The organism is Brochothrix campestris, from assembly GCF_046058945.1.
GTDB classification, from domain to species: Bacteria; Bacillota; Bacilli; order Lactobacillales; family Listeriaceae; genus Brochothrix; species Brochothrix campestris.
Map to the genome: position 1 here is coordinate 2117671 of NZ_CP175511.1, position 12845 is coordinate 2130515.

The 12845-nt window shown below is 39.2% G+C and carries 16 protein-coding genes; 11 read left to right on the top strand and 5 right to left on the bottom strand.

Annotated elements, in window-relative coordinates:
* Positions 1 to 136 precede the first annotated feature (136 nt).
* The 6 genes from ACJYYY_RS10490 (at position 137) to ACJYYY_RS10515 (ending at position 3995) form a co-directional block, all read left to right on the top strand.
* A complete protein-coding gene (locus ACJYYY_RS10490; protein WP_035313665.1) occupies positions 137 to 574 on the top strand; it encodes a mannose/fructose/sorbose PTS transporter subunit IIA in 438 nt (145 codons plus the stop codon).
* Positions 575 to 1060, top strand: a complete 486-nt coding sequence (locus ACJYYY_RS10495; RefSeq protein WP_035313668.1) for a mannose/fructose/sorbose PTS transporter subunit IIB — start codon at positions 575 to 577, stop codon at positions 1058 to 1060.
* A gap of 35 nt (positions 1061 to 1095) precedes the next feature.
* Positions 1096 to 1908, top strand: coding sequence for a PTS mannose/fructose/sorbose transporter subunit IIC (locus tag ACJYYY_RS10500; protein WP_035313670.1), 813 nt, complete (start codon positions 1096 to 1098; stop codon positions 1906 to 1908).
* 15 nt (positions 1909 to 1923) lie between these two features.
* Complete coding sequence (locus ACJYYY_RS10505) at positions 1924 to 2766, top strand: PTS mannose transporter subunit IID (protein ID WP_408868919.1); 843 nt, start codon at positions 1924 to 1926, stop codon at positions 2764 to 2766.
* Between the two features lie 105 nt (positions 2767 to 2871).
* Positions 2872 to 3327, top strand: a complete 456-nt coding sequence (locus ACJYYY_RS10510; RefSeq protein ID WP_035313673.1) for a YobD family protein — start codon at positions 2872 to 2874, stop codon at positions 3325 to 3327.
* A gap of 176 nt (positions 3328 to 3503) precedes the next feature.
* The gene (locus tag ACJYYY_RS10515) at positions 3504 to 3995 is read left to right on the top strand and encodes a mannose/fructose/sorbose PTS transporter subunit IIB (protein WP_035313675.1); all 492 of its coding nucleotides are present in this window, start codon (positions 3504 to 3506) and stop codon (positions 3993 to 3995) included.
* A gap of 1 nt (position 3996) precedes the next feature.
* On the opposite strand, the gene ACJYYY_RS10520 is transcribed toward ACJYYY_RS10515, so the two are convergent.
* The 4 genes from ACJYYY_RS10520 to ACJYYY_RS10535 all read right to left on the bottom strand — a co-directional run bounded on the left by ACJYYY_RS10520 (position 3997) and on the right by ACJYYY_RS10535 (position 8472).
* Complete coding sequence (locus ACJYYY_RS10520; protein ID WP_035313677.1) at positions 3997 to 4290, bottom strand: hypothetical protein; 294 nt, start codon at positions 4288 to 4290, stop codon at positions 3997 to 3999.
* A 133-nt stretch (positions 4291 to 4423) separates the two neighbouring features.
* Positions 4424 to 5779 carry an NADP-specific glutamate dehydrogenase gene (gdhA, locus tag ACJYYY_RS10525; protein WP_051456862.1) on the bottom strand — a complete coding sequence of 452 codons (1356 nt, stop codon included), beginning with the start codon at positions 5777 to 5779 and terminating at the stop codon, positions 4424 to 4426.
* A gap of 119 nt (positions 5780 to 5898) precedes the next feature.
* Positions 5899 to 7704: an ABC transporter permease gene (locus ACJYYY_RS10530; protein ID WP_035313679.1), complete on the bottom strand. Its 1806-nt coding sequence runs from the start codon at positions 7702 to 7704 to the stop codon at positions 5899 to 5901.
* Between the two features lie 12 nt (positions 7705 to 7716).
* Complete coding sequence (locus ACJYYY_RS10535) at positions 7717 to 8472, bottom strand: ABC transporter ATP-binding protein (RefSeq protein ID WP_035313683.1); 756 nt, start codon at positions 8470 to 8472, stop codon at positions 7717 to 7719.
* Positions 8473 to 8670: 198 nt separating this feature from the next.
* On the opposite strand from ACJYYY_RS10535, the gene ACJYYY_RS10540 reads away from it, so the two are divergent.
* From ACJYYY_RS10540 to ACJYYY_RS10560, 5 genes are all read left to right on the top strand, one after another.
* Positions 8671 to 9045, top strand: coding sequence for a DUF1761 domain-containing protein (locus ACJYYY_RS10540; RefSeq protein WP_035313685.1), 375 nt, complete (start codon positions 8671 to 8673; stop codon positions 9043 to 9045).
* A gap of 8 nt (positions 9046 to 9053) precedes the next feature.
* Positions 9054 to 9329 (top strand): zinc ribbon domain-containing protein, encoded by a 276-nt coding sequence (locus tag ACJYYY_RS10545; RefSeq protein ID WP_051456863.1) that lies wholly within the window; start codon positions 9054 to 9056, stop codon positions 9327 to 9329.
* Between the two features lie 60 nt (positions 9330 to 9389).
* The gene (locus tag ACJYYY_RS10550; RefSeq protein WP_035313687.1) at positions 9390 to 10016 is read left to right on the top strand and encodes a pentapeptide repeat-containing protein; all 627 of its coding nucleotides are present in this window, start codon (positions 9390 to 9392) and stop codon (positions 10014 to 10016) included.
* A gap of 139 nt (positions 10017 to 10155) precedes the next feature.
* Positions 10156 to 10815: a transposase family protein gene (locus tag ACJYYY_RS10555; protein ID WP_408868920.1), complete on the top strand. Its 660-nt coding sequence runs from the start codon at positions 10156 to 10158 to the stop codon at positions 10813 to 10815.
* The gene (locus ACJYYY_RS10560) at positions 10733 to 11338 is read left to right on the top strand and encodes a transposase (RefSeq protein WP_408868921.1); all 606 of its coding nucleotides are present in this window, start codon (positions 10733 to 10735) and stop codon (positions 11336 to 11338) included. The genes ACJYYY_RS10555 and ACJYYY_RS10560 overlap by 83 nt, the downstream gene beginning before the upstream one ends.
* 374 nt (positions 11339 to 11712) lie before the next feature.
* On the opposite strand, the gene ACJYYY_RS10565 is transcribed toward ACJYYY_RS10560, so the two are convergent.
* The gene (locus ACJYYY_RS10565) at positions 11713 to 12798 is read right to left on the bottom strand and encodes a DUF871 domain-containing protein (RefSeq protein WP_035314861.1); all 1086 of its coding nucleotides are present in this window, start codon (positions 12796 to 12798) and stop codon (positions 11713 to 11715) included.
* Positions 12799 to 12845 lie beyond the last annotated feature (47 nt).

Sequence of the window (12845 nt, forward strand, 5' to 3'; positions counted from 1 at the left end):
GTTTTTTCATTTTAGTGTCTTTCTTTTTTTAAACCCTTGATATGATAACGGTTTCACACACTCATGAAAGTTGGCACGGAACTTGCATTAGTATAAGTGTAGACAATTAACTATTAAAAAAAAGAGGTGAACTACTATGACAGTTGCAATTGTAATCGGAACACACGGTGCGAGTGCCGAACAACTACTCAAATCAACTGAAATGATTATTGGTGAACAAACGAATGTTGGCGTCATCGATTTCATGCCGGGCGAAAACGCCGATACGTTAGTAGACAAATTAAAAGATGAAGCAAACACACTCGATACGAGTGATGGCTTACTTTTTCTGGTCGACTTGTTTGGCGGTAGCCCGTTCAACGCCGCTAGTCGTATCGTCATTGAACATGAAAATGCTGATGTCGTGACTGGTGTCAACATTCCGATGTTACTTGAAACATTATCAATGCGCTCAGCCCAATCGTTACCTGAGCTAGTTGAGACCGCTCTAACTGCCGGTGCCTTTGGTATCAAATCATTAAAAGCTGGCTTAGCTGCAGCAGCAAATGAAGAAGAAAATGAGGAGGAATTATAAATGATTATTAAATTAGCTCGTATTGACGACCGTTTAATTCACGGTCAAGTTGCCACTGTCTGGACAAAAGAAACAGGTGTAAACCGTATCATCGTTGTGTCTGATGAGGTTGCAGCTGATACGGTTCGTAAAACGTTATTGACACAAGTTGCACCACCTGGTGTTAAAGCCCATGTGGTTGATGTTGCTAAAGCTTCACGTGTTTACAACAACGCAAAATACGCAACTGACAAAGTAATGTTCTTATTCACAAACCCTACAGACGTTTTACGTGTGATTGAAGATGGTATCGATATCACATCAGTCAACATTGGGGGTATGGCCTACCATGAAGGTAAGCAAATGGTAACAAATGCCATTTCTGTCGATGAAACAGACATTAAAGCATTCAATGCTTTAAATGACAAAGGTATTGAACTTGAAGCTCGTAAAGTTGCTGCTGACAGTAAAGTTAGCATGATGACCTTACTTGCCAAAGTAAAATAAACTAATTTAATAGAAGGAAAAGGAGGAAGATTCTCATGGAAATAGGTACTCTACAAATTATCCTAGTCTTTATCGTAGCTTGTGTTGCAGGTATGGGTTCTATCCTTGATGAGTTCCAAACACATCAACCGTTAATTGCCTGTACGTTAATCGGTTTAGTGCTTGGTGACATCTCACAAGGTGTTATGATCGGTGCTTCATTACAATTAATTGCGTTAGGCTGGATGAACATCGGTGCTGCTGTTGCACCCGATACAGCACTTGCTTCAATTATTTCAACAATTTTAGTTATTGGTGGTGGCCAAAGTATTGGTGCAGGTATCGCACTTGCTATTCCTTTAGCTGCAGCTGGTCAAGTATTAACAATCTTAGTTCGTACTATCACAGTTGGTTTCCAACATGCGGCCGATAAAGCTGCTGACCGTGGTGATTTAAATGCGATTTCAAGACTTCATTTAACCGCTCTTATTTTACAAGCAATGCGTATTGCTATTCCAGCTGTTATCGTTGCCTACTCAGTGGGTACTGATACAATTAAAAACTTATTAGACTCAATTCCTGATGTCGTAACAGGTGGTCTTGCTGTTGCTGGTGGGATGATCGTTGTTGTTGGTTATGCAATGGTTATTAACATGATGCAAGCTGGCTACTTAATGCCATTCTTCTTCTTTGGATTCGTTGTCGCGGCATTTACAGACTTCAACTTAATTGCTCTTGGTGTTATTGGTGCCTTTTTAGCAATTATCTTCATTCAATTACACCCTAAATACCATGATAATGGTAATGGTGGTGGCGGAAACGCTGTTGCTGCAGGTGGACCAAGCGATCTCGACGATGAATTAGATTAAGGAGGAGGAGAAATCATGGCTGAAGAACATGTATTAGAAAAAAAATTAACTAAAAAAGATATTAATGCTGTCTTTTTACGCAGTAACGTTTTTCAAGGTTCTTGGAACTTTGAACGTATGCAAGCCTTAGGTTACGCTTATTCAATGGTACCAGCGATTAAACGCTTATACCCTGAAGGCTCACCTGAACGAGTAGCTGCGATTAAACGTCACTTAGAATTCTTTAATACCCATCCCTATGTTGGTGCTCCAATCTTAGGCGTAACACTTGCGATGGAAGAACAACGTGCAAACGGTGCGCCAATCGACGATGGTGCCATCAACGGTATCAAAGTTGGTTTGATGGGACCACTTGCTGGTGTTGGTGATCCGATTTTCTGGGGGACGTTACGTCCGGTTGCAGGTGCACTTGGTGCTTCGCTTGCAATGAACGGTAGTATTTTAGGACCGATTGTTTTCTTCGTCTTCTTTAACGCTGTTCGTTTATTCATCCGTTACTGGGGTGTTTCGTACGGTTACAAAAAAGGGTCTTCTGTTGTAGGTGACATGAGTGGTGGTCTCTTACAAAAACTAACAGAAGGCGCTTCAATTCTTGGTCTGTTCATCATGGGGGCACTTGTTAACAAGTGGACCACCGTCAACATGCCGTTCGTCCTTTCACGTGTTACAGGTGATGATGGTAAGGTTGTTGAAACAACTGTTCAATCAATTCTCGATCAGTTAATGCCTGGTTTAGTACCATTACTCTTAACATTTGCATGTATGTGGTTATTGAAACGTAAAGTTAACCCGTTATGGTTAATCTTCGGTTTCTTCGTAATCGGTATTCTTGGTTACTGGGTTGGCTTCTTAGCTTAATCCTCGACAGGTAAGGCGCAGGTAGCACGTCTACCCGCCTTACCTGTTTTTTATTTTCTGGTATACTTAACGAGAGTCTTAACAACTTAGAAGGAGGTATGATGTATGTCTTGGACAACTGGTTTTTTAGGCGCCTACGTCAGTTTGATTTTGCTTTACTTGGTGTATGATTACATTATTATTGATCGTTTGAAAGGTAAAACATTGTTAGCCTTACGCTTACGTAAACGCAACATTATGGATACGTTGATTTTTGCAGCACTTTTCGCATTTATTGCGATTATCAATCTTTTTAGAGGCGGTGACATCATCGTAACCTACCTACTCATCGCCCTCGTTGCCCTTTATTTAATTCTTTCATATGTGCGCCAACCTCAGGTGCGTTTCAAACAAGATGGCTTCTTTTATGGCAACTTCTTTGTGCGCTATGACGCTATCGAACAGATGAATCTAGCAGAAGACGGCATCTTGGCGATTATCGCTAATAAACGCCGCCACTTACTCTATGCTCGTAACATCGATGAACTGGAGCAGATGCTACCGTATTTCACTAGAGAATAAGCAACAAAAGCGACATCAGCTCATCAAACTTCGAAGCTATACGAAAGCCCCTTAAACGACCAAGTTTAAGGGGCTTTAATTATAGTTAAGCATAGCGCTTTTTACTTTCTCACACTATTGTACAATGTTACACTCGTTTTGAAAGCTATTCTGATCCCTCTCAAAGGAGTGTTTCGATGCATATTAAACTCGCACGCATTGATGATCGTCTCATACACGGCCAAGTCGCCACCTCATGGTCCAAAGCAAGTGGAATCACCCGTATTATCGTCGCTAACGATGCGGTTGCCGCTGACCCTGTTCGTAGTACAATGCTCAAACAAGTCGCACCACCAGGCATCAGTGCCCATGTTGTGTCGCTTGAAAAAGCCCTACGGGTTTATCGTAACCCCAAATATGCCGCTGATGCAGTGATGTTCTTATTTACCAACCCAACGGATGTCCTCAGCCTCATTGAACAAGGACTCCCCCTCACGACTATTAATATAGGCGGGATGTCTTACACGCAAGGTAAACAAATGATCAACAACTTTTTAGCTGTTGATGAAATCGATATTAACGCCTTCAAATCCTTGGCAGCACGAGCAATTGAACTCGAAGTCCGTGTCATCACTAGTGATGCAAAACTTGACTTAATGAGTCTGTTGCAACAAAAGAACATTATCTAACCTAAAATTTGATAGCAGAGACAGCGACTTCGCTTATAGTTGTCGCTGTTTTGTCGTATGAAATGACTAAGCGACAATGAATGCTGCTTGCCCGACCTTGATGCCAATAATACAACAACTGACTCGAATGTTTAATTTCCTCTGCCATTCGCATTGTATTAACGGGACCGAGTAATTTTGTTTCAAACCCACAACCTGTCAGTTTATCGTTTAATTCTTTAAGCGAGTATGTTGCATTTAAATTGACAGCGCTCGTAACAGCCTTTTTCAACAAAGCTTTATTAGGTATCTCCATTATTTCCCTCCTAGAACTACAAATTAATCGTGTCTTGTAAACATAAGATAACGCTACATACCGTTACTATCTTGTAATAATAACACAAAAAAGCCACCACTTCATTGAGGGAAGTGGTGGCTTCGTTGACTACTTAAACGATACCTTGTGAAATCATTGCATCGGCCACTTTTTTAAAGCCCGCAATGTTCGCACCAGTTACAAAGTCGTCTTCTTTGCCATATTGTTTTGCTGTATCACTAATGTTTTTGTAGATGTCTTGCATAATTTCTTTCAGTTTCGCATCGACTTCTTCAAACGTCCACGATAAACGTTGACTGTTTTGCGACATTTCAAGGGCAGATGTTGCCACACCACCCGCATTGGCTGCCTTAGCTGGCGCAAAGAGCACACCTTGTGCTTGCAAGTAAGCCACACCATCTAGCGTTGTTGGCATATTTGCTCCTTCAGCGACTGCTTTAACACCGTTAGCAACTAATTTTTTTGCTAATTCTAAATCAATTTCATTTTGTGTTGCTGAAGGTAAAGCTACCGTATACTCGATATCAATCTCCCAAACGGATCCTTCTTTATAAACGGCGTTCGGTCGAGCTGCGGCATATTCCGTTAAGCGAGCACGTTTCACTTCTTTCACTTCTTGTAACAAAGCTACATCAATACCCTCTGCATCGTAAATATAGCCTGTTGAGTCTGAACATGCGACAACTTTCGCGCCTAGTTGTTGTGCTTTTTGAATTGCATAAATCGCAACATTACCCGAACCAGACACAACCACTGTTGTATCTTTAAACGTTAATCCCTTCGCTTTTAACATCTCATCAGTTAAGTAGACTAACCCATATCCCGTTGCTTCCGTACGTGCTAAGCTCCCACCATAGGTTAAACCCTTGCCTGTTAAGACACCTGCATCATTTGAATGTTTTAAGCGCTTGTATTGGCCAAATAAAAAGCCAATTTCGCGACCACCCACGTTGATATCACCAGCTGGCACATCAGTATTTTCACCAATGTGACGGTATAATTCAGTCATGAAACTTTGGCAAAAACGCATCACTTCCATGTCTGATTTACCTTTAGGATCAAAGTTTGATCCACCTTTACCACCACCAATTGGTAGCCCTGTTAACGAGTTTTTAAACACTTGTTCAAACCCTAAAAATTTAACCACACTCGCTGTTACTGTTGGATGGAAACGTAACCCACCTTTATACGGCCCGATTGCACTATTAAAATGAACGCGGAAACCACGGTTCACTTGAACGTTACCTGCATCATCTACCCATGGCACACGAAATTGCACAAGTTGTTCGGGTTCTAAAATACGCTCAAGAATGTTTAGTTGCTTGTAAGCCTCATTTTCTTCAACTGCCGGATAAACGGTATCAAGAAATTCTTTCACAGCTTGTAAAAATTCAGGCTCATTCGCGTTTAATTTCGCCACACGATCATAAATTGCTTGCGTATCTAAAGTAGTATTTGTTTTCCCCATCAACAACACATCCTTATCTGTATAATAGATTAACTTTAACACATCTCGTTATTATCTGACAATTCCGATTATTAATCAAACCTATCTCCGTTTGAGATAGGTTTGATTTTTTTGAGTAATCACTTCTTTTTAAAGACGACACCTTGATAAAGTTTGGTCGTAATCACAAAGTAAACACCATAAATCGCAATAAAAATAACAAATGGTAGCCAAATTTTAAAGTAAACATCCACCATCAAGAAGTAAGCAAACATTTTCATTCCCACTAATACATGCACTGTGGCCAACAAGGCCGGAAAAACAAACAGCGTCCCTAACTCTTTCGTCATCGATTGTTTCAACAACGCTTGTTTTACACCAATTTTATTCAGCATATCATAGCGACGAATATCAGCAGAGGCTCCCACTAGAATTTTAAACATCAGGCAACTTGCCATCATCGCTAAGAAAGCAAATCCTAAAAATAAGCCCATAAAGATAATCCCGTTAAACATCGCACTCATTAATTGATAAGAGCTATATTTACTCGTAAGTTCCACCGTCGGATTTTTTGCTGTCTCGCTTTTATCTAACGCTGCTAATTGCGGTTTAGCCTCGTCAAAATCAGTTACCACTGTCGCTATCACTGTACTTTCTTTGAGCGTCAACTTATTAAAGTCTGCTTCAGTCACTATGATTTTTTTGGTGTCATATGTTTGAGGCAACAATTGGTTCAACGCATTATCCCATTGGTCCATATCACTCACATCGCCAATTGCTTTGTTTTTCACAAGCGCTTGTGTCGGTGTTTTTTCGACCGTGTCATTCGCCTCATAACTTAAGTACTGAGGCATTTGTTGTTGCAACTCTTCTGCCACTAAGTAAATTGTCTTGTCTTTTTCTTTTAAGCGATAAGTAGCCTTACTTTTAGAAGCTAATTTGTTAATAATCGTTGTTTGTTCTGCTGTCGGGTTCTTAACAACCGAATCATAAACAGCAAAGGTTTCCGTGGTTTCCTTAATGTTATTATTAAAAACAAGCGCTACAGCAATCGAACCAACTGCTAATGAAATAAGCATTGTTACAAGTGCTAACACCTTCGTTAAATCACTCGCACGAAAGCGTAATTGCGCCAAGGTAAATCGATTGATTTGATGATCATTAAAACGTGGTGTTTTTTGCAACCCACGAATAAATAACGGTAATAACACACGAAAAAAGAAATACGTTCCAATTGAAATTGTAATCAAGGCACCGAACATGCCGATGAATTGAAATTTTCGGATATTAATCATGAAATAATAGCCCACACCAAGCAACAATACTGCGATAACAGCTTCAATCACTACTTTTGTTCGAGTGATAATAACCCGTTCAGATGACTCTGTGCCATTTAACAACTGTAGTACACTTAAACGTGTCAGTTTCAAACCATTTATTGCCCCGGCAATAATGAATAGAAGAGCAAAGAAAACCAACGTCATCATCAATGACTTGGGATAAACAGCCTCAAAACCACCTGCAGGTAAGGCTAATTTATGCAACAGCAAGGTTGCTACACCCTTTGCTAGTCCGATACCAACACTAATACCAAGTACTAACGTAATACAAGCAATCGCGACTGTTTCGATAAACATCAACTGCGAAATTTTATTCTTTTTTGCACCAAGCATCATATACATACCGTACTCTTTTTGACGTAAAGTCAAAAGAAAGGCATTCGCATACAGAATATAAACAATCGTAATGCCCGCTAATAAAAACGTCCCTGCGTGAAACACAATCCCCATAAAACTCAATGATGTATTACCAATGAGAAACGCTTTATTTAAGGCAATCGTTTCAAACATATAGAAAATCGCAATCGACATAATCAAGCCCATGAAGAGGACGATGTATTCTTTGCGTTTATTTTTCATTCCTGATAATGATAATTTAAGTAACATAAGGTCCTCCTCTTAAACTTCGCTATATTCTTCTAATACGGCTAAGATTTCTTTGTAAAAATCATGACGTGTACCTTGACGATGAATTTCTTTAAAGAGCATACCATCTTTAATAAATAAAATGCGTTTACAATAACTCGCACTGAAAGCATCATGTGTCACTAGTAAAATTGTCACTAACTGTTCCTCATTTAACGCCTTCATCGATTCCAATAAACTTTTAGCATTTTTCGAATCGAGGGCACCGGTCGGCTCATCACCTAACAAAAGTGAGGGTTGATGCACTAACGCTCGAGCTGCAGCCGCACGTTGTTGCTGGCCACCAGATACTTCGTTAGGGTAATTATTTAGAATCCGAGTAATATCTAAGGTTTCTGCAATCTTTTCAACCATGGTGCGAATATTAACTGACGATTCATTTTGTAAAGAAAGCGGTAATGCAATGTTTTCATAAATCGATAAATTATCTAGCAAGTTGAAATTTTGAAAGATAAACCCTAATTTCTTCGCTCTAAACTCGGCTAATTCATTGGTGTTTAGATGTGTTATGTCTTGCCCTGTAATACTAACTTCACCCTTTGTGGCTGTATCTAAGGTGGCCAAGATGTTAAGCAAGGTGGTTTTGCCTGATCCCGACGGTCCCATAATACCAACAAAGTCTCCTTTATCAACATTAAATGAGATATCCTTGAGCGCCATATGCTCATTTTCTTTTTTCTTACCATATATTTTTTGCAAATGATTAATTGTTACGATTTGATTTGTCATTAGTTGTCCTCCTCTTAATTAAGCTCTAGTCATACTATAACAAGTTCTATCGATAAATACGTGTGATTGTGATGACAAATGTCATTCAAAAGCTTACATTTATGTCACATTCCTCACTTCTGCCTATTGTATCGCTCTAACAAACTTGTTATACTAAATGACTAAACGAAAAGACTAATTGCAAGGAGGTCTAACACAATGCTTATCACCTTAGCGTCTGGTTTTGTTGCTTTTTTAATCGGTGCACTCTGGTATTCCGTATTTTTTAAAGAACAGTGGTTACGAGCTATGAAGGTCACTGCAACTGAGATTGAAAGTAATGGCTCCAGTTACCGGCCCTTTATTACCACGCTCATAATTGAATTACTTGTCGCTCTCATTGTGAGCACACTACTCCTACATAGCCAACTAACACTACCTTTAACTGGATTATTATTAGCCGCTCTGGTGGCGTTATCCGCCGTTAAAACGTATCTATTCGAACAAAAGTCACTAACCTTAATTGGGATAAATGAAGGTTATAAAATCAGCTGCATTTTAATCGTGACCATCAGCACTATTTTATTTAATTAGAAAAGGAGATGTTCGCCATCGAAAAATTTTGCCAAAGTTGCGGCCTACCGTTAACTGCTAATCATTTACGTGGAACAGAAGTCACAGGTGAACCCACAGTCAGTTATTGCCATTTATGCTATCAAAACGGTGCCTTTACCGAGCCTAATATCAGCTACACTGAAATGCTTACCCGTGGTCAACAAGGACTCACAGCAAGCTCTCATGGCGCTATCAAAAAATGGTTATTAATTAAACTTTATCCCTTACAATTAAAAGGGCTCAGTCGCTGGAAAAAACAATAACCGGACAAGACCTCCTTTTTTTCGCTATAATAAAGAGACACTACTTTTTTGGAGGATACAATGAAAAAAATAATTGCACCTACGCAAACCTATCACCACGTTATTGCTGACCAAATCATTGACTCAGATACGTTAACACCCTTTTCACATTATCTGAACTGTGAGATTGAGTGCTCGGCTGCTTTTGAAGGCTGTGAAGAAATCCGCTTTGAAAATTGTCGTTTTTTGACAACAACAATGACTAAATGCGAGTTTCTTGATGTTCATTTTTTAAATTGCAATTTGGCAAATACTGATTTTGAAGAAGCTGTCTTTTTTCGCGTCCTCTTTGAAGGCTGCAAACTACTTGGCACCAATTTCATCAATACGTATTTCAAAGATGTCCGTTGGCTCAACGCCAGTCTTTCGTATGCGAATTTTTCAGAAGCGAAATTCGTTAAATCCCAATTCGAAAGTTGTGATATGACTGAAAGTTTCTTTCAAGACACAACCTTTGAAACGGTTTTTTTCATGAATAATCGCTTAACAGGTGCTGATTTTTCTCAAACGGTAATGAAAGACATTGACCTATCAAACTGTGAATTTTATCATATCGTCGTTAGTCCTGAATTGATCCGTGGCTTAAAAATCGCTCCCGTACAAGCTTCAGCTATCGTGCATCATTTCGGTGTCATTTTAACAGAGTAATAACAAAAAAGACGGGTTCTATAATTTATGGTGTTGGTGAATTTTCACTGATGCCTATTTTTCCGCAAAAAAATAGCAACATTTTCAAAATCCCTATAATATTAAGTCACCACAACAAATTTATAAGGGGGATTCGACAATGTCAGCTATCACTTGTAATAATATCGCGAATTCCTCTGGAATTACAGATGAAACTATTTCTTTTCCAAAAACATGGTGTTTAACTCAGTTAATTAAAGGTGTTTTAAGCACTTGTTATTTTGGTACACGCTCTTACACACACTCACGGTGTGCGAATTGCGGCTTTAATAATAAAACAGTTAAACTCATTAAACACGGAACTAAACTATCACGTATCACACTCCCTAAAACAAATAACCTTCCAACCTATCTCTTTTTAAAGAAGCAACGCTTCTTATGTAAAGGATGTAAAACAACCTTTATCGCTTCAACTTCGATGGTAAAACGAAATTGTTTTATCACCAAATGCATCATTCAAACACTAGCTGCCGAAGGGCAGTTTATTACTTCTGAAAAAGATATCGCTTTTAGACAGAGTGTTTCAACAACTACTGTTAATCGTGCTTTACACCAATGGTCTCCTCAATTCAAACCGAACTATCAAAGGCTTCCACTACATCTTTCAATGGATGAATTCAAATCGGTAAAGAGTGCTGATAGTCAGATGAGTTTTATTTGCACTGATGCGAAAAAATATGAAATCATTGATATCCTCCCATCTAGAAGATTGCATCATCGATCGTTTTCATTTGTCCCAATTAGTAACACGCTCCCTTAATCAAACACGCATTAAACTCATGAACCGTTATGATACTTCAAACTCAGAAGATAAAAAGATTTATCGTAAACTCAAAGCGTATTGGAAATTACTTCTCAAAAACAAAACAGACTTAAGCGATTTTGATTATCGCTATCATCGTTTATTTAACGGACAAAAAAGTTCGAGAGGAATCATCGATTACTTTATGACACTGGATGTTGAATTCAAAGAAACGTACGAACTAGCACAGCAATTACTGATTGCGCTACAACACAAAAATCCCCCTGCTTACCAATCACTGATTCAGACTAAAAAACCTTTCGTTTCTTCACAACTGAAACGCAGTTTAAAAACATTAAACAAGCATTTACTTGCAATCGAAAATAGCTTTAAATACAAGGATTCCAACGGGCATTTAGGAGGGATCAATAACAAAATAAAAGTGATTAAACGGATTTCGTTTGGTTACCGTAACTTTTCAAATTTCAGAAACAGGATTCTACTCGGATTCAATCATAAACGCATCGCTCCCAACTCGTAATTAATTGACTCTTGTACTGTCTTTTAATACGCGAGGAGCCTCAATAATAAACGTGCAGCGTCATGACGTTTGTGAAGGCGACTCTAGCGGGAAAAGTGGCAGCTGAATACCCCCCAGCGGAGCGCGGAGGATGAAGCGTCACCCGCAGAAAGCGTCCTTCACATTAGGAATGACTACAAAAAAAGCAGCTACCAAAAAAGTAGCTGCAAAAATGACTTGTTTTACTAACTTTTGAATAACAACACTATTTGACATAGAGCCAAAAGACGTTGCTCTTTAGCAACGTCTTTTTTGTCTGAAGATAAACGCTGTTCTAGGTCGTTATGCCTTGTTTGCTCTGCATCCCTACTATCACAACGTTTCTATTTTCACCGTTAATGTTGGCGTAAACCAAATGATTCCCACGGTTGTAAACGCTCCAACAAGTATCGTTCATCCGCAATGATTTTACCAACGATGTTGGTGCTGCCAGCATTTGCCATCGTTTGCAAAGCAACATTCAGTTCTCCTTTATAACGAGCGTCAAGGTTATTATCAATCGTTACATCGCCTTTTGTGATTTCACCCGTGTGATGTGGCTCAAAAGACTCTGCTTTATATTTCACCCGCGATTGCGTACTTCGCACCATATAGGCAGACACATCGCCACGGTTAAAATGCGGTTCATTGAACATGATTGTATTTTCAATTGCATTATTAGCGCTCTCTGCTACAACATCGAATTCTAATTTATAGCGATTCAGTTCTCCTAACGCCTTCAGTTCAGCTTCTGAGGCATACATATTCCCGATAATTAAATCGTCAATCAAACCTGTGTGCCATAAGTCTTTCGCCTGTACTACAATCGATTTGCCACGGTGTTCCTCGAGCGTTGGCAACCCTTTACCTGCCGCGTCCCACGGACCAAAGGCTGCATCCTGTGATGAAATCATCGCCGCCGTATGAATACCGTTGTCTTTAAACATTTTCGAAGTTGCGATAAAATGTTCACGTGATAACCCCGTATACAGACGTGGATAGAAGTTATGGCAGCCGATAATATTCTCGCGGTTTGCTTGATACGATAAAATTGTTTCAAGGTATTTGGTTCCGTTGCTAATGTTTAATTCAATTTTCAAATCGGCTGGATCAAGTGACATAAAGGCTTCTTCATGGCCACTGAATCCCATATCTAAACGAATGCCTGCTAAATGGTATTCTGCTTTCAATTTAGCGATTCCAGTATAGTCTATACCAAGATCTTTAAAGACATCTGGCGCAACATCGGCAATAACATCAATGCCTAAATCCGACGCGAATTTATTAACATCCTTCATTTTTTGACGTTCACTCTCACTATCTAATGAAATTAAACACGTGAAAATTCGACTGAAACCATATTTATGTGCTAAGGCGATATAAGCTGTTAATTCTGCTGTTTCACCATGTTGGGGATAAACTGAAAATCCTAATTGTCTCATTATAATGACCTCACTTTGTTTTTTTAGAATAAAAGCCATATACGAAG